At 33.6% G+C, this 18172-nt stretch carries 16 protein-coding genes; 2 read left to right on the plus strand and 14 right to left on the minus strand.

The window, feature by feature from the left end:
* Positions 1-145 precede the first annotated feature (145 nt).
* The 13 genes from ACFPH8_RS08560 to ACFPH8_RS08620 form a co-directional block, all read right to left on the minus strand.
* The gene (locus ACFPH8_RS08560) at positions 146-1021 is read right to left on the minus strand and encodes an AraC family transcriptional regulator (protein WP_376860149.1); all 876 of its coding nucleotides are present in this window, start codon (positions 1019-1021) and stop codon (positions 146-148) included.
* A gap of 33 nt (positions 1022-1054) precedes the next feature.
* Positions 1055-2176: an amidohydrolase family protein gene (locus ACFPH8_RS08565; RefSeq protein WP_376860151.1), complete on the minus strand. Its 1122-nt coding sequence runs from the start codon at positions 2174-2176 to the stop codon at positions 1055-1057.
* Entirely contained in the window at positions 2103-2801 is a 699-nt protein-coding gene (locus ACFPH8_RS08570; RefSeq protein WP_376860153.1) for an amidohydrolase family protein, read from the minus strand. The genes ACFPH8_RS08565 and ACFPH8_RS08570 overlap by 74 nt, the downstream gene beginning before the upstream one ends.
* 381 nt (positions 2802-3182) lie before the next feature.
* Positions 3183-4169, minus strand: a complete 987-nt coding sequence (locus ACFPH8_RS08575) for a hypothetical protein (protein WP_376860155.1) — start codon at positions 4167-4169, stop codon at positions 3183-3185.
* Between the two features lie 367 nt (positions 4170-4536).
* Complete coding sequence (locus tag ACFPH8_RS08580) at positions 4537-5457, minus strand: GTP pyrophosphokinase (RefSeq protein WP_376860157.1); 921 nt, start codon at positions 5455-5457, stop codon at positions 4537-4539.
* A gap of 200 nt (positions 5458-5657) precedes the next feature.
* On the minus strand, positions 5658-6656 hold the full coding sequence (locus ACFPH8_RS08585) for a transglutaminase domain-containing protein (protein ID WP_376860159.1): 999 nt from the start codon (positions 6654-6656) through the stop codon (positions 5658-5660).
* A gap of 2 nt (positions 6657-6658) precedes the next feature.
* Entirely contained in the window at positions 6659-7336 is a 678-nt protein-coding gene (locus tag ACFPH8_RS08590; protein WP_376860161.1) for a carboxypeptidase-like regulatory domain-containing protein, read from the minus strand.
* A gap of 181 nt (positions 7337-7517) precedes the next feature.
* A complete protein-coding gene (locus ACFPH8_RS08595) occupies positions 7518-7733 on the minus strand; it encodes a hypothetical protein (RefSeq protein WP_376860163.1) in 216 nt (71 codons plus the stop codon).
* Positions 7734-7744: 11 nt separating this feature from the next.
* A complete protein-coding gene (locus ACFPH8_RS08600) occupies positions 7745-8470 on the minus strand; it encodes a hypothetical protein (RefSeq protein WP_376860165.1) in 726 nt (241 codons plus the stop codon).
* Positions 8460-9104 (minus strand): hypothetical protein, encoded by a 645-nt coding sequence (locus ACFPH8_RS08605; RefSeq protein ID WP_376860167.1) that lies wholly within the window; start codon positions 9102-9104, stop codon positions 8460-8462. Before ACFPH8_RS08605 ends, ACFPH8_RS08600 begins: the two co-directional genes overlap by 11 nt.
* Positions 9105-9424: 320 nt before the next feature.
* Positions 9425-11335, minus strand: coding sequence for a molecular chaperone HtpG (htpG, locus tag ACFPH8_RS08610; protein ID WP_376860169.1), 1911 nt, complete (start codon positions 11333-11335; stop codon positions 9425-9427).
* Between the two features lie 162 nt (positions 11336-11497).
* The gene (locus ACFPH8_RS08615; RefSeq protein WP_376860171.1) at positions 11498-11992 is read right to left on the minus strand and encodes a hypothetical protein; all 495 of its coding nucleotides are present in this window, start codon (positions 11990-11992) and stop codon (positions 11498-11500) included.
* Between the two features lie 262 nt (positions 11993-12254).
* Positions 12255-14699 carry an alpha/beta hydrolase family protein gene (locus ACFPH8_RS08620; protein WP_376860173.1) on the minus strand — a complete coding sequence of 815 codons (2445 nt, stop codon included), beginning with the start codon at positions 14697-14699 and terminating at the stop codon, positions 12255-12257.
* Positions 14700-14914: 215 nt separating this feature from the next.
* Here ACFPH8_RS08620 and ACFPH8_RS08625 point away from each other — a divergent pair, with 215 nt between their 5' ends.
* Together ACFPH8_RS08625 and ACFPH8_RS08630 are read left to right on the plus strand one after the other, a co-directional pair.
* Positions 14915-15925, plus strand: a complete 1011-nt coding sequence (locus ACFPH8_RS08625; protein ID WP_248395181.1) for a 3-oxoacyl-ACP synthase III family protein — start codon at positions 14915-14917, stop codon at positions 15923-15925.
* Between the two features lie 464 nt (positions 15926-16389).
* Positions 16390-16752 (plus strand): CoA-binding protein, encoded by a 363-nt coding sequence (locus ACFPH8_RS08630; protein ID WP_376860176.1) that lies wholly within the window; start codon positions 16390-16392, stop codon positions 16750-16752.
* On the opposite strand, the gene ACFPH8_RS08635 is transcribed toward ACFPH8_RS08630, so the two are convergent.
* Positions 16729-18171 carry a sodium:solute symporter gene (locus ACFPH8_RS08635; RefSeq protein WP_248395179.1) on the minus strand — a complete coding sequence of 481 codons (1443 nt, stop codon included), beginning with the start codon at positions 18169-18171 and terminating at the stop codon, positions 16729-16731. The genes ACFPH8_RS08630 and ACFPH8_RS08635 overlap by 24 nt on opposite strands.
* Between the last annotated feature and the right edge of the window lies 1 nt (position 18172).

The following is an 18172-nucleotide window of genomic DNA, read 5'->3' on the forward strand; positions in this document are numbered from 1 at the left end:
CACCAGTTAAAAGGACATTTTTTATAAATTTCTTACGGTTCATATCGTTGCTTTAAAAGTATGATACAAATATATAACCAATTGGAAACCTGTGGAATATGAAAAAAGGGGATAAGCTTATGAAAATCCGATATACGGCTCTAAATTATGATGTAATCTCGTTTTTCTTGAAGCTTGAAGGCGATACCTGTGTATGCTTTTTGAAGAAGGCACTAAAATTGGCAGGCTCATTGAAACCTAATTCATAGGCTATTTCCTTCGTGTTTAAATCGGTGAAATAGAGTAACCTTTTAGCTTCAGTTATAATTCGGGCTTGAATATAATCTTTGGCAGTTTTACCAATTCTAGCTTTAAAAGTTCGGTTTAAATGATCTGGTGTTATATGAAGCGCATTGGCGTAAAAAGTGGTAGAATGCTCTTTTTTGTAGTGATTGTTTACCGCATTTTTAAAGGTCCTAATCAGGTTATCTCCAGAGGTGTCAACATCAGATTCAATGGGGTTAATGGAACAAATATTATTACACTCTATCAGTAAGAGTTTTAAAAATGAACCAATAGATAAGAATTTCATTTTTGCATTACTATTGAATAAATTGAAAATTTGATGCGCAAAATGTTCTATATTTTTAAATTGATCATTATTTGGCTCTAATGGAGGGCTTTGTCCGTAATTGTGAAAGAGATTCAAACTTTCAATAAAGGATAGGGGAATAGAGTTTTCTACTAAAAACTGATTGGAAAATGTCATGGCATACCCAAACGATTGTTCTGTTTCTATAACTTGATGTACTTGTCCGGGAGCTACAAAGAAAATTTGTTGGTTTGCTAAATTGTTAGTATTAAAATCAATTTTATGTTGTCCCTTTGCCTTATTGATTATTAAAACCGTGTAATAATTATGTCTGTGGGGCTCGTCAACTTCTCCATTTCGTTTGGTGTAAATAGCTTCCATTTTGGAAATCCCAAAACTGGCGCTTTCCTTTTCTCTATTAACATCTTGATAAATTTTGACTGTGCTCATGTATAATAACTTATATCTCTGTTGTTATCCGTTTTATTGTTTCTCTAGAAATCTACCATACTTTTTAGTGGTGGCATAATCCGATACAAAATTTTCATTTTCAAAAATAGTTTTTCCGCCAACCATAACTCGGGAAACGGTTCCGTGATTTCTATTCACAAGTCGGTCGTAATTATTAAATTCTTCAATCTGTCCCGTTTCTACAGTTTCTGTAATGGCATCAAATTTATTAGGATCAATAATTACCAAATCGGCTATTTTACCTGGTTTTAGGTGTCCACAATCTAAACCAAACCAATCGGCTTGCTCTTTTGTTAATCGCCAGATACATTTTTCCATGGGCATAATTGGCTTGCCAGCATCTATAGATTCTTGGACGACTTTTATCATTTTCAACGGAAAATTATAGAAGGCCATATTGTTTAAGTGGGCTCCAGCATCCGAGAAGCTAATTAAATTATGTTTATGATTATACAAGTTATCATATTTTTCAACGCGATCATTGGCAATGGTGGTTGTCCATCTAATCTTTTTATCATATTGAATTATAGTGTCCAAAAAGAAATCTACGGGATGCTGCTGGTGTTCTTCAGCAAGATCATAAAAGTTTTTATCAATCATGCTCGAATCTGGACAATCAATAATCAAGGTTTTGCTTAAATCTTTATGCCAAACTTTGGGCGCAAATTTTTTCTTTATTTCCTTTTTAAAGGCCTCTCTAAATTCAGGATCTCTAATCAAGTCGTTTCTTTCGTCTAAATTTTTGGCTAGGTGCCTCATGGCTTCACCACTAGGAAATTCTTCAAACATCACTGAGTCTACGCCATCGTAATAAACCGTAAATGGGCAAGGCGGCGATTGCATTCTAAAGCTTGCATTGGCTATGGTATTAATAGCTTTACTTGCTGTTGAAATTAATGGATAAATATAGCGGTCGCCAATTAAATCCATCATGGCAATCATGGTTGTTTTAAGTGTTTTTCTAAAGACTCCTGAACTGGCCAACATATAATTAATGGCATTAATTCTGGTGACTAGATTTGGCGCGCCTTGTAAAATGGCATCGCGTTTTCGCAGTAATTCAATCAGGTTTTTTTCGTTCTTTCCATGACGAGTAAAATGATGGTGTTTTATGCGACCAATACCGATTGCCATCCATTTTATCCCATGGATTATCCATAGTGGACAACCCTATAAAACCTGCATCCAAAGCCTCATTTAGCATGTGGAGCATGTGGTCTTGTTCCTCTTTTGTAGCGGTTTCATTATCTTGTAAAGAACGTTCAATACCCATGGCATGCATGCGTAAATCTGAATGCCCTACAAAGGAAGCCACATTAATGCCTAAGGGTAATTTGGAAATATAGGCTTTCCACTCCTTGGCATTGGTCCACGTTTTTTCTTTTTGAAGTAAGGGCAACATAATATCTCTTGGAATGGCTTCAACTCTAGTAAACGAGTCCGAAATATCTTCAGGTGAATTGTAAATAGCACTCACCGAGCAACTCCCCAAAATAATGGACGTAACACCATGTCTAGCCGATTCTTTAAGTCCTGGAGAAGCAATTAATTCTGTATCATAATGTGTATGCGAATCTACAAAACCAGGAACCATCCATTTTCCTTTGGCATCAATTATGTGCACTTCTTCATCTGCTTCAATGATTCCTATGTTAACGATTTCACCATTTTCAAGAATTAAAATATCTTGAATTTTCGCTTTTTCATCTTGACACCCAGAGAACAATAAGCCGTTTTTAATGAGTGTTCGATTTTTCATAGTAATTGAGGACGTAGTTGTAATTGTATTTGATTTTCAACAGCGATGAAAGAGCTTAAAGTCCAATCATCAGTTGAAGTTACTTCAAAGCTAACAATTTTATATGAGAAATATTAAGGGATAGAAATGGAAAGATCGCCACATTCATCATCATCATTTGAACAATGTAATAGTGTGGTACTCAAAATAATTAAAACCAGTAACTTTTTCATGATGCGTTATTTATTGTGTAGATGGGAAAAAGCTTTAAAGGTTGCGTGTACATGTAGTATATAAAAGTATCTGTCACAAAAAGGAACAGGTGTTTATATCTACGACAAAAATTAAAACATGCCTATCAATAAAGACGCGGCATGTTTTCAAGATTATTGGAAGATTAATTTAATCTTTTAATTGCACACCAAAATAATATCCTGGAATTGTTTCAATTGATACAGGTGCCACAACGCCAGAATTAGGGGTTAAATCTATAGCCGTAACGGTTGACTCATTAAGGACGTGCGAGTTTAAACTATACACATAATAATATTCGGTTGTATAATCTAATACTGCTGAAATTCGACTGCCATTAGAGGTAAAGGTGTATGTTAAATCTGTAATCACCGTTTCATTACCAGTTGCTTCATCTATGGTAACCAGTTCTTTTGATGCGGCGCCTTCTCTCACTAAATAAAAGGCATCATGGCAAGGTGACGCAGGATTGGGATTATTTACATATTCTAAACCATCTCGATTTAATGGCGAAAGTTGTTTTGGATAGTTGGCAACTAATGCGCCTGATCCAGACGTATCAATTTTATAAAAATTATGACTGGCAATCACATATAGAAAATCACCTTTAGAAGTCATATTAGAACATCTAGCTGTTGGCAACAGTTGGATAGGATTAAAGGTGTTTATTGGTGTCATAGTCATGACATCATATTCTTTTAATTCATAATTTACAACCATAAAAAAACGATTATTTATAAATTCCATGGCATTTATATGAGCAATGGGAAACTCTAAAGGCGCTGGTGTATTAGCTGAAGACGCATCATATACAAGCACTCGGTCTCCTGAAGAAACAACATAACGCTTGGCTCCTTGAATATCAATTTTAGAATAAGCTGAAGATTGAGTCATTCTTAAACTGGTGCCAAAAGTTGCCGGCAAAAGTGTGTCGTCTCGTTTTAGACCAGTTGGCGATGTTCCGAAATTCTCATGAAAGGCCCATTCGTTACATGCAAAGGACCCTGTGTTTTGCGTTTCAATATATAAATGATTAAACGTATTTGGAACAACGGTAGGCGTGATGGAATCGGAGGAAGAATCACAATTTGTTATCGTTATAATGCATATTGTGAGTAATAAAATTTTAGTTCTCATAATCTGATAATTTAAGTTATTTAAACTTATATACAGATTGTCTAAATTTTGTTACCCATGAATTTAAAATAATTTAAAAATGATACAGGTTTTGAACTACAAATTTCCTGTAATTTTTATTTCATAAAAAAAGAAGGTCTTTTCAGATTCCCTTTTCAGTTTGTGAGAGCTTAATTGCTTGTTTTGTAGCACAGTACTTTGTTGGCAGTAGTTATTTCTTTTTCCAATTACTTATAACATTTTTAACTCTATCTAGAACCTCTTCTGACCAGTTTCTAGGATTATAATCTTTTAATTCTTTTTCGTTGAGTTGACTCATTAAAACCAAATAGACTATAAACATTTCATCAGCAATCCAATATCTTCCTCAAGAATCGTCAGGGTCTTGGCCTAAAAATTGAAGTTCAATATATTCATTAGCAAACTCTTTTGACTTTTCTAAATTCTGATTCAGGTCTTCAATAGTATTTAATCCTAATTGTTTCGCAATATTTACAATAAGTGAAAAATATACATTTAAATTTTTGTCATCTTCAGCATAGTCAAAACCAGCTTTGTTAGCAAATTCCCAATACTCTTTTAATAGTAATTCATTTTCATTAAAATAGTGTTTGACAGTGTCAAGATTTAACTCATTGTATACTGGTATATTTTCAATATCTGTTTTGTTTTCAATTGCTTGGGATAACTCAAATTGTTTTTGTTTCACTTGAACAAATTGTTCGTCAGCTAATTCAAACAATCCTGCAAGTCTAAATAATTTTCTTTTGAGTAAATCAGGAACATCGAATTTGCTTTTATATTCAAGTTCGTGAGAAATAGCTACCCAAGAATGTTGAAGAACAGTTCTTAATTGAATTTCTGCAAATAAATCATTAAACTTAATCCATTCTGGTAAGTGCGAACGAATTGAATTAATCTTAACTATATAATGATTGGATAAGTAGCCAAATTCATTACTTTTTAAAATTGTACTTTTATCTACAGAATTGTTTAAGTCAACGTGAAAGTTCTCCCGAACTAAAGAATCAGTTTTATCTATATCTGTTCGATAATATACAATAATTCGAACTCCACATAAATCCATTACTTCTTTTAATGGATTTCCATATTTTCCTTTTTTTGATTCAATTTTGTTTTTAAAACTTTCTATTTCTTTCGACCTACCTTCAATCAAATGATACTTAATGTCATTAGCATCAAGAATAGATTTAAGAAGTATAATGAGACTTAGTGAGAAACCTTCATATATAGGCTTTAATTCTTTATATTTTTCTACATAATTCATTCAGGATGCTGTTTTTAATTACTGCCAACCTATGTGTATGTGTAATGGTGTATATACCGATTAAATATACAAACCCAATTTAATAAATATATACAACAACCTTACTACGTAGTTCTACGTAACTCCAACACACAAAAAAACCACTTCGGTTTAGAAGCGGTTTTAGAATACATTATATAAAAAAAATCTATTAATCCATATCAAGATACGTTGATCACATAGGTAGCAACCACATCTTTGTTAATTTTTACATGTATATCATAATGACCTTTGTGTTTAAATTTATAGGTGAAGGAAATTAGGTCATCGTCATGATGTATGTTATAAATTTCTAATGGTTGTTCTGTAATTCCAACGTATTTAATAAGCGAAATAGAATCTGTAGAAATGGTTTTAAGGGATTTAAAACTAAAATGTATTTCATGGTTCTTGCCTATTTCAATATTCATTTCTTTGGGGCTGATCGGGATTATTTTATGCGCATAGGTTTCACCATAAATTAATGGCGCTGCTACAAATGTTTGTGTTGAGGTTGAACCATTTAGTAACCACTTTTTTTCAAAGGGATAGTGACTTTTAGAAAATAATATAGGATCTGTTAAAAAATAACCGTCATTATAATCTTCTATAAAGGTATTGTTAATTATATATCCACTAGACCAAGTGGCATCGGATAAATACCATTTGTTATTTAATTTAACGGCATTCCATGAATGATTAGCCATGTCCAGTGCTTCAATATTGGATGCCACAGAACGGCCATATCCATTTACTATTTCACATTCTATATTGGCTAAAAATGATAATTCTTTAATTAAGTAAGCATAACCGGTACACATGGTTTTTTTATCTTTTAGCAGCCTTTTAAACGTGGTTTTTAAATAGGTGTTATTCCATGCAATATATCCTAGACTATCGTTTTTATACTTTTTTCGTTTTTTAAAAATTTTATTTTGTTGATTCATATCGGCTGTTATATTTTGACAAACCCACGTATAAATAGCTCTGAATTTTTCAACATCGGTTGATAGTTTGGATGTCAGCTTATGCGCTAAAAGCGGTAAATTATCCAAACTAGCACCTTTATTCATTTTAGCTATATAATCGGCTTGTTTAAAATTAACAGCATTGAAATCTGATATTTGCGCCTGTGAAATAGTACTGATAAAAACGATAATTAAGAAATACCGGATGGACATGCCTATTTGTTTTTCTTGGATTTGTAAACTTTTTTTACGGCTACTTTTCCCATAACGATACATGTAACAGCATCCATATTAACTTCCATTTCAACGGTGGGCGAGGCGGTTTCATTATTAATAACAATGGTTCTAGAGCTATAACCTATAAAGCTAAAAATAAGAACATCTCCTTTTTGTAATTTTTCAGGGAATTCAAATTCACCATCAAAATTCGTTTGTGTCCCAATGGCTGTGTCTTTAAGAATAATGTTGGTGCCAGGTAGTGGTAAACCATTTTCATCTAAAACAGTTCCTTTTACGCTAATGTTTTTTTCTTGATGGATATCTTTTGCCTCGGAATTGGTATTCGTTGTATCGGTTTTCTTGTCTTGTGCGTGAGTAGCATTGAAACTAAAAAAAGACAGCATTGCTAAACCAAAACCACCAATGAGATTGCGCCTTTTATTGGTTTTAGGTAATTGATTAAATGATTTTAATTGAGCGGTTTTAAATCTGCCGCATGTATTTTGGCTGCTTTTCAATTTGAAATAATTGATAATTGCTTCAGGTTTCATGTTGGTAAAATCAATGACTTCTTTTTCACAGGAATTACAAAATCCACCTGCTTTTGTAGGCGAAAAGTGCTTGTAATTTTCAGAACATGGTGTTTTAATACTTACGTTTAGATTGTTTTTCATGATGGTTATTTTTATAATTATGATTCAAACCTAGCGGTTTATCAGGTATCTAGAAATAACTAATGAGACAAACGTGTTTTTGGGTGCGTGAAACTTACGTTTTGGTTAGGGTATAAAAAACCACTTCGGTTGGGAAGTGGATTTAAAATATAAATTATTTAGCTGTGATGATTAAACTGCTTTATTTCAAGTTTTCAGCTGATTCAAATTTATTACAGGTGTCCTTTAATCCCATTAAAGCATCTTTATTGGCTTGACGGATTACGTTTTTTAAAATTTGTTTACTTTTATTATTTTGGATTAGTAAGCAATAACCAGCTCCTTCGCCCCAACTTTGTAACATACCTGAAATAAAAAAGTGAATACAGTTTTGGCAGGTTTTTTCTATTGACTTCATGGGTTAATAAATTATTTATTGCATATTGAAATGTTATTCTTCATTTTAAAATCAATAATTATATCAGCAATTTTGTCAATCAATTCATTTGATGCGCCATTTGTTAGTTGTCTTGTATGAATAACTAATTTTGGATTTTGGTTTTTAGAATAATGAATCCACATTTTATTTAACTCCGTACAAACTACTTGTTTATCGAAATCGACATCAAATATTTCACATACTTCTCCTGGATAAGTTTCTATGTAATTATTATCCGATGCAGTAATCACTACAATAGGAAAATCTTGAATAAATTTACTTTTCCAAAAAATATTTTTTCTTTTTTTTAATTCCGTTTTAAAACCTTCTAATTGTTTTGCTTCATTTGTCGTTTTTGCTGGTAAGTTGCTTAATTCAGTAGTGAAAACATTTTCTACAAATGTTATTTTATAATTCTTTTTATTGGATTGATTTGTTTCATTCTTTTGGCATATTTTATCATATAATTTTTGATACTTTTGCCAAGTATGTCTGTGATTTTGCATCTCGGGTTTAATTGGTACAAAGCTCTTTGAATAATCAATTTCACCATCTTTCCAAGATTTTACGCTACCCTGAGTGATTTTTGATTTAAATGGTTCTCCTGCTTCCTTTCCGATAAACAATATTTTTGCATTAGGATTGCCTAATCCAACATATTGATTATGATTAATGCATTTTTCTAATAACTCCTCAAATTCTAATTTATAGTTCATTATGTAATTTTTTTAGTTTTTCCTTATCTAATATCGACATATCATTATTTATATTTCCTTCAGAATCAAATATTGAAACCTGACAATATTTGCAGCTGCTTGGCATAGGTTCTGATCTATGAAGAATTGTAAGGTTGAATTCTTCGCATTTTATGCAACTAAACTGATAATATACTGTTTCTGGTCTTTTAATATATCCAGTTAATTCAAATGCCAAATCATTGAATGTATCCTCTGATAAAGTTTTAAAATCTTTTACGTTAATAATTATTTTAGATTCATCAGAATTATCATAGACCGAATATTCATCACTTTTCCATTTCTCTTGTTCTCGTGAATTTACATTGAAATAATATTCTATCTCATTCTTTAAAATATTATCTCCACAATTTAAAACTATTACATTAAATTTTCTAGATAACTTAAGTATTAATTCTTTTTCTTGTTTCAAATCAATTTGCTTGACTAAATAAAAGTTTGTTTCAAAATTCAAAGATTTATTTGTTACCAAATAATGTACCCTATCGTGAAAAATTTGGTACGTATCATAAGTGCTTTTTTCATATGCAACCTCAATACTTTCTATAATTAAAATATTACCGTCAGGATTACCCTTTCCTATTTTTAAAGTCATGATCTATTCGTTTCCAACAAACCTAAAAATTACAAATAGATTACCGAAGTTGAAAGACGACATTTTGCGTAATTTTTTATAATTGTTTGGTGTTGAGACACCTATCAGTAACAGTAATTTATAATCATGAGTTAAACGCAAATTTCTACGTAATTCCAACCCACAAAAAAACCACTTCCGTAAAGAAGTGGTTTCGTTTTGATTCTATAATCTAACAACAAAGCGGTCTAATATCTATTTTATTATTTAGCTTCGCTGACTAATCTTATAAGTGCATTATTGTTGGCTGCGTTTTTCTAAAACACAGAACAATAATCGTCTTATTTAATCATCTCATAGCTACGTTTAATAAAGTTGGTTAACTCTTCACCTTTCAGTAAACCTTGTGAAAGTCGCGCTAAATCCAAACTCTGTGTAATTAAACGTTCTTGCTTTTTCTTGGTTTTGGTTTCTAAAATTTCGCCAACTAAAGCGGAATTTGTATTCACTACCAAATTGTACATTTCTGGCATATTACCAAACATGTTCATACCGCCGCCGCCAGTTTGCTGCATTTCTTTCATACGGCGCATAAACTCGGGCTGCGTAATCATAAATGGTGACGCATCACTATCCATGGCTTCTAACTGTACCGAGAATTTCTCCTGTGGAATTACTTCTTTCAGTAAATCCTCAAGCGCCCCTTTTTGGTCCTCTGATAATTTAGAAATCTTGGCATCATCGGTTTTAATTAAATTATCCACGTGATCGGCATCCACACGAGCAAAGGTTATATTCTCCTTGCTAGATTCTAGCTTCTGCATTAAATGCGATACAATTGGCGAATCTAATAACAACACCTCATAACCTTTAGCTTTAGCCGCTTCAATATAACTGTGTTGTGCATCTTGATTGGATGCGTACAAAATAACCAACTTACCATCTTTATCGGTTTGCTTGGCTTTTATAGCGTTGAATAATTCGTCGTATGTAAAATATTTACCGTCTACGGTTGGGTACAATGCAAACGCATCAGCTTTATCAAAAAATTTATCTTCTGAAAGCATTCCGTATTCAATCACAATCTTAATATCGTCCCATTTCTTTTCAAAATCTTCACGATTATTATTGAAAAGAGATTTCAATTTATCTGCCACTTTACGCGTGATGTAAGATGATATTTTCTTAACAGCACCATCCGCTTGCAAATAACTACGCGATACGTTTAATGGAATGTCTGGCGAATCAATGACACCACGTAACATGGTTAAAAATTCGGGAACAATGCCTTCCACATTATCGGTAACATATACCTGATTTTGGTACAATTGAATCTTATCTTTTTGAATGTTGAGGTCGTTGGTCATTTTTGGGAAATACAAAATTCCCGTTAAGTTAAATGGGTAATCCACATTTAAATGAATGTGAAATAACGGCTCCTCAAACTGCATAGGGTATAACTCGCGGTAAAAGTTATTATAATCCGTTGCTTCCAAATCTGTTGGCAATTTAGTCCATGCTGGATTTGGGTTGTTTATAATATTATCAACCGTAATTTGTTTATGTGGCTCGGTAGTTTCCTTACCATCCTTATCGGTTGTAGTTTTTGGTGTAAAATCTGGATCGTTTACTTCCTTGGTTCCAAATTTAATTGGAATAGGCATAAACTTGTTATACTTTAATAATAATTCACTAATACGTGCTTCTTCTAAAAACTCGGTAGAATCGTCTGCGATATGCAAAATAATTTCGGTTCCACGTGCTGTTTTGTCCGCTGTTTCTAATGTGAATTCTGGACTGCCATCGCAAGTCCAATGTGCTGCTGGTTCATCTTTGTAAGATTTGGTAATGATTTCTACTTTTTCAGCAACCATAAATGCCGAATAGAAACCTAAACCAAAATGACCGATAATTCCAGAGTCTTTAGCCGAGTCTTTATACTTATCTAAAAACTCTTCTGCACCTGAAAATGCCACTTGGTTAATATACTTTTCAACTTCATCTGCAGTCATCCCTAAACCTTGATCTATAATGTGCAATTTCTTGCCATCTTTATCAATTTTAACTTCAATTTGTGGATTTCCGTATTCAACAGAAGCTTCGCCAATACTTGTTAAATGCTTTAATTTTAATGTTGCATCGGTTGCATTACTAATTAGCTCACGTAAAAAGATTTCGTGATCACTGTATAAAAACTTTTTAATGAGTGGGAAGATATTTTCTACCGATACATTAATGTTTCCTTTTGCCATAAATTTAATTTATTAAATTATTCCCACAAATGTGGAAAACTGTTAAACGTCATTCTTCGGTTTTGTTACAGTCAAAAAAAGTACCAAGTGTTAAAACGTGACAAACTGACATTTGCAGGATAAAAAAATGCCATTCTTAAAGGAATGGCATTTGAAGATGTTTTATAAAAGGGATTTCAAATATTGAGTATAATTAGAAACTTGCTCCTCGCTATAATGACCATTAAACTGTAAGTAATCACCATTTTTATTTATAATTAAAACAGCAAAACAGCTTTTTTTTCGACTGAAGAAATGTTTCAAAAAAAAGTTTGTTCTGTCAACATATAAGCCTTTAATCCCTTCGTGCTTTTCGGAACATAAAAAAACAACCAAAGAATTGCTTATATCTGTTTCTGAATAAAATTTTCTCCACCATTTTCCGCTGTTTATTTTATGGGTGTGATTATCAAAATGACAATCCGTTCTTAGTTGTGTATAATTAACAATTAATATGTCCTCTGAATCCCAATCAAATTGTAGTTTCGTAAATTTAAGTTCATCGGTACTTAATTTTCCGGCGAAATCGTATTTTAAATCTGTGTTTTCAAGATTGTTTTGTCCATAAGAAAGCGAACAAACGATTAGCAGGATTGTTGGGAATACTGTTTTTAACATGTCATTTTTTTTATTTAATTCTAATATGTCGCTAGGCTGTGGCTTGTTTTTATAATAAACTATATATCTAGTAATGGGTTATCCCTCCAGGATTTTGTATCACCAAAGGTGTGTAAAATTAATAGAATAAATTCATAAAAAGATAAAAAGTACCAGAAGTGAGACATAAACAGAACAGTCATAAATAATGATGAATTTCCTCTATAATCTAACCTCTAAAAGTCCCGATAAAAATCGGGGCGATCTCATCTTTTATTTCTATTTACTCTTTCATCGTATCTTCTGATGTCGTCACATCAGCCTTATTTTTCACATACCTCTCTAGCCATTCATCCTGTTCCCAAAGCATGTGTAAAATAGATTCTTTTGCTGCATAACCATGACTTTCTCTCGGCAACATAACCAAACGAACGGGTGCGCCTAATCCCTTTAACGCATTAAAATAGCGCTCACTTTGAAGCGGATAGGTTCCTGAATTATTATCGGCTTCACCATGAATTAATAATAAAGGGGTTTTCATGGTATCTGCATGCATAAAAGGCGACATGTTATAATATATTTCTGGCGCCTCCCAATAATTGCGTTCTTCACTTTGAAAACCAAAAGGTGTTAACGTTCTATTATAGGCGCCACTTCTGGCAATTCCGGCTGCAAATAAATTGGAATGTGCTAATAAATTCGCCGTCATAAAGGCGCCATAACTGTGACCACCAACAGCAACGCGATCTCTATCAATATAACCCAAAGCGTCAACCGCATCAATGGCTGCTTTTCCGTTTCCAACTAATTGCTTGATAAAGGTATCGTTTGGTTGTTCATCACCTTCACCAATAATTGGGAAAGCAGCATCATCTAAAACCACATAACCTCTGGTTACCCAATAAATAGGGGAGCCGTAATATGGATAGGTAAATTCATTAGAACTGGATGTATTTTGACTTGCGCTACTTTTATCTTTAAACTCACGTGGATAGGCCCATAAAATCATTGGGTATTTTTTGCCTTTTTCGTAATCGGTAGGTAAGTATAAGGTGCCCGATAAATCTAACCCATCATCACGTTTGTAATTAATAACTTCTTTTTTAACATTTTGTATGCTTTTAAATGGGTTTTCAAATGTAGTTAATGGGGTTAGGCTCTTCCGTTTTTTAATATGTCGGATGTAGTAATTTGGAAATTCATTTTTCGATTCTATTCGCACTAAAAATGTACCGTCTTTTGCGCTAATTGCCGAACTAATACTTTCTACTTTGTCGGTTAAGGTGGATTGGTATAAACGTGTGGTTTTTTGGGTTTCCAAATTCATTTCGTCTATAAATGGGAGTTTTCCAGCATCGCTATACCCATCACCAATTAAATAGGCTTTGTTAGAATCTACATCTAAAACATATTCATTAAAATCGTTTTTAGTGTACACAAAACTTCCTGGATTGCTATACACATCTTGGTAATTTCTGTCGAATAAAACCGTTGGCTCTTGGTTGGCGTTAGATGGATTAAACAGGTAGGTTCTGGTATTTCGGGTGTTCCACCAATAATCATTTGCAATGGCAACGTTATCGGTTCCCCAAGTAATACCACTAAAACGATCTTTCGTTTTTAAAAGTGAAGAGACTTTCCCCGTAAATGGTGCATCTTGCTGAAACACTTCATCTCGGAATGGCACCTTGTTTTCCGGATCACCTCCATCTAAAACTTCAGCCCAATACAGGGTTGCCGGTTTGTCATTTCGCCAGTTAAGGTCGCGCATTCCTGTGCGTTCCGCCATAAAACCTTGTGGTAAATCTTCAATTAATGGCACTTGGAGCATGGATTTTACTAAATCGCCATTAGCTTTGTAAACGCTCGTTTCGGACGGAAATCTATAATAAGGTACCAAGTAAGAAAATGGTTTGTCAATAGTGGTAATCATCACATAATTTCCATCTGGTGAAAACGATAACCCACGATACATGGCAGTCGATTTCCAAAGGCTTGAGTTGCCATCCAATGTCACTTTGTACAACTCTGATTGTGCTAATTGTTCAAAATTATGCTCGTCATTAGGGTTTTTAAGTAAATCCTGATAGGTTCTATTTTGGGCTTTTACACCAGCTTCACTAACAGAAATTGTTGGACCTGTTGGAACCGCTTCTTTGGTGTTAATTAACGCTTTTCTATTTTCGGGAAGCATTTTAACTAAAAGGGCTTCGCTGTTTTTCAACCAAACGGCTGGATTGCCCATATTGGCATTTAATTTAGCGTCTGTTAGTTTTTTAGCGGAAGCCTTTAAAATATCTAAAACCCAAAGTTCAGCACCAGATGTTACGGTATTAGTAAAGGTCATGTATTTTTGATTTGGCGACCAGGAGAAGTTAGCATATCTACCATTTTCAGGTAATCCTGCAACCGTTTTCGGATTTCCTTTTTGATTATTTCGAACTTCTATATTGGTGTAATAACGTGTTCGACTTCCAATATTGGTGACTGGATTAATCCGTAAACCACCCAAACGCATTTCGGTTTCCGAGAGTTCCTCAATCGTTTTATAAGCACTTCGGTATAGGAATACAATATTTTCGCCTTTACTATCCATGCGAATACTTGGCGCAAGTGGCGCTTCCGCTAATTCTAAAATGTTTTGATGGGGTTTTTGATAGGTGAGATTTTCTTGTGCATAACCTGAAATTACAAATAAAAACAGGCAACATGTCAGCAATGATTTCATATTTAGAGGGTGTTTTAATGAAGCCTAAAGATATCAAAAACATTTTTGAAACCAAGGAGACTTGGCATAGGAACGCCTATTTATTATGCGTGCATAACGAATACGATTCGCTTTTGAAAACTCTTACAAAGTAAATAGTTAAATTGCGCACAGATTAATCATGCAATTTCCGACAGGTTTTAGTGAATCCGGAAATGAATAACAAACAACTTTCAATGTATAATTCTAAAATAATCGGTTTAGGTCATTATGTGCCTGATAATGTGGTTACAAATGACGATTTGTCTAAATTGATGGATACTAATGATGCTTGGATTCAAGAACGAACCGGTATTAAAGAACGTCGTTGGGCTGTAAAAGGATCTGATGATACTACAGCCACCATGGGTGTAAAAGCCGCAAAAGTAGCTATTGAACGTGCGGGAATTGATAAAGATGATATTGATTTTATTGTATTTGCTACTTTAAGTCCAGATATGTATTTTCCAGGACCTGGTGTGCAAGTACAGCATGCTTTGGGTATTAAAACTGTTGGTGCTTTAGATATAAGGAACCAATGTTCAGGTTTTGTTTATGCGATTTCTGTAGCAGATAATTTTATTAAAACGGGCATGTATAAAAACATTCTTGTTATTGGTAGTGAGTTGCATTCACATGGATTAGATTTAACAACGCGTGGTCGTGGTGTTTCCGTTATTTTTGGTGATGGAGCAGGTGCTGCTATTTTAACCCGTGAAGAGGATCCAAATAAAGGAATTTTATCCACCCATTTACATTCAGAAGGTGAACATGCTGAAGAATTAGTCCTAGTGGCACCAGGGATGGGGAAACGTTGGGTGAATGATATTTTAGAGGATAACGATCCTAATGATGAAAGTTATTATCCACACATGAATGGTCAATTTGTTTTCAAAAATGCCGTTGTGCGTTTTAGCGAAGTGATTATGGAAGGTTTAGAAAAAAATAAGCTTCCTGTAGATGCCATAGATATGTTAATTCCACATCAGGCGAATTTACGAATCTCTCAATTCATTCAAAAGAAGTTTAAATTAAATGACGATCAAGTCTTTAATAATATCCAGAAGTACGGAAATACCACAGCGGCTTCTATTCCAATTGCATTAACAGAAGCATGGGAAGAAGGTAAGATTAAAGAAGGCGATACCGTTGTTTTAGCCGCTTTTGGTAGTGGTTTTACTTGGGGAAGTGTCATTATTAAGTGGTAATCCAATTCCTTCGGAGAAAGGAATCTCATAATTAAAGAACCTCGGAACTTAATTGCTTCGAGGTTTTTCTTTATTTTTAAACCTCTATTCATAAGTATAAAAAAACCCGAAACATTACTGCTTCGGGTTTTCTCCTATTAACCAATTTAACTAACACTAAACTATAAATTAAATAGTTTGAATGATTACTTAAAACTTATCACTTACCTATATAGACGTAAAAAGTTTGTTTTTATTTCATAGCTTTTTACTTTTAACGTTCATTTAACACAAAAAGCAAAAACCCAAGGCTTTTACACCTTGGGTTTTCTGTATTTAATAGTCAAACACTAACACTAACCATCAACTATTAAGTAGACTATTAAATATTTATTTTAAATACCTAAATTGGTATATATCAATATAGACGAGTACATTTGAAAAACGTTACGCTTATTTTCGAGTTTAACGCTAAATTAACAGCTATGAGTAAAAAAACATTAGTAGTAGGTGCATCCTTAAAACCAAATCGGTATTCCAATATTGCCATTAATCGTTTAGTAAACAATCAGCATGAGGTGGTGGCTTTCGGATTACGTGGAGGCACGGTTGCAGGTGTTGAAATAAATACCGAATTAAAGTCGTATTCAGACATTGATACCGTTACCCTTTATTTAAATCCGCAACGTCAAGTGGAATACTACGATTATATTATTTCCTTAAATCCGAAGCGTGTTATTTTCAATCCTGGAACTGAAAACCCGGAATTTTATAAGCGTTTGGACACGGCAAATATTGAAAGTGAAGTAGCGTGCACACTCGTTTTACTTTCTACGAATCAATATTAAACCCAAGTAGGTGAGGAGTCCGTTTACAATTAAAATTTCAAAACCAATTTTATAACCGTTAAACAATTCCGCTGAATACATATTTATAAAATAAGATAGGATTGGTGCTATTACAGCAATAATCCACACGTACTTGTCTTTTAATTCGGCTTTGGTTAAAATTCCAAATGCAAATAACCCTAATAATGGACCATAGGTATAACCGGCTGCTTTAAACAATTCCCAAATGACGGATACATCTTTAAAAAGCGAGTCAAAAAGAATAATGACAGCCACTAAAACAATGCTCACCATAATATGAACGCGTTTTCTTATGCCTTTTTGTTGATCTTCAGGTTTTTTATCGAGTTCAATAATGTCAATACAAAATGAGGTGGTTAAAGAGGTTAATGCCGAATCTGCACTAGAATAGGCTGCTGCAATTAATCCAAGAATAAAAAATGCCGATGTGAGCACGCCTATTTCAGGCATCATGGCAATAGTTGGAAATAAATCATCCTTGGTTGCCGTAATCCCATTTTGTTGCGCATATTGGGTTAGCATTAAGCCTAAAGCTAAAAATAGTATATTCACGAAAATGAGTACAATACTGAAAACAACCATGTTTTTCTGGGCATCTTTTAAATTTCGACAGGTTAAGTTTTTCTGCATCATATCCTGATCCAATCCTGTCATGGTAATCGTTATGAACATACCAGCTAAAAAGCTTTTTATGAAGAATTGTGCGTCGTTAGAATCGTCTAAAAAGAAAACTTTACTCATGGCACTATCTTTCACATTCGTATAGATTTCAGACATACCATTTAAATCTAAAGCCGTGGCTAAAAATGAAATGGTAACGACTACCGAAATTAACATAAACAGTGTCTGCAAGGTATCGGTAAAAATAATGGTTTTAATTCCACCTTTAAAGGTGTATAACCAAATAAGCGCAATAGTAATAATTACGGTTACAGGAAACGGCATACCTAAATTATCAAACACCAAAAGCTGTAATACTTTGGCTACTAAAAAGAGCCTGAAGGCCGCGCCAACCGTACGGGAAATTAAAAAAGCTACCGAACCTGTTTTATAACTCGTGTTTCCAAACCGATCCCGTAAATAGGTGTAAATGGAGGTTAGATTCATCCGGTAATACAAAGGTAAAAGCACATAAGCAATTACGAGGTAGCCAAAAAAGTAACCAAATACCACTTGCAAATACCCAAACTGTTTGGTTTCCACCGCACCTGGAACCGAAATAAAAGTGACACCAGACAAGGATGCACCAATCATTCCAAAAGCTACTAAATACCAAGGTGCCGATTTATTCGCTTTAAAAAAAGCATCGTTGGAATCTTCCTGCCCCGTAAAATAGGAGATCAGAATCAAAACAATAAAATATGCGGCAATTAGAAAAATAATTTGCGTTGGGCTCATA

The organism is Bizionia hallyeonensis, assembly GCF_042657385.1.
Lineage (GTDB): Bacteria > Bacteroidota > Bacteroidia > Flavobacteriales > Flavobacteriaceae > Algorimicrobium > Algorimicrobium hallyeonense.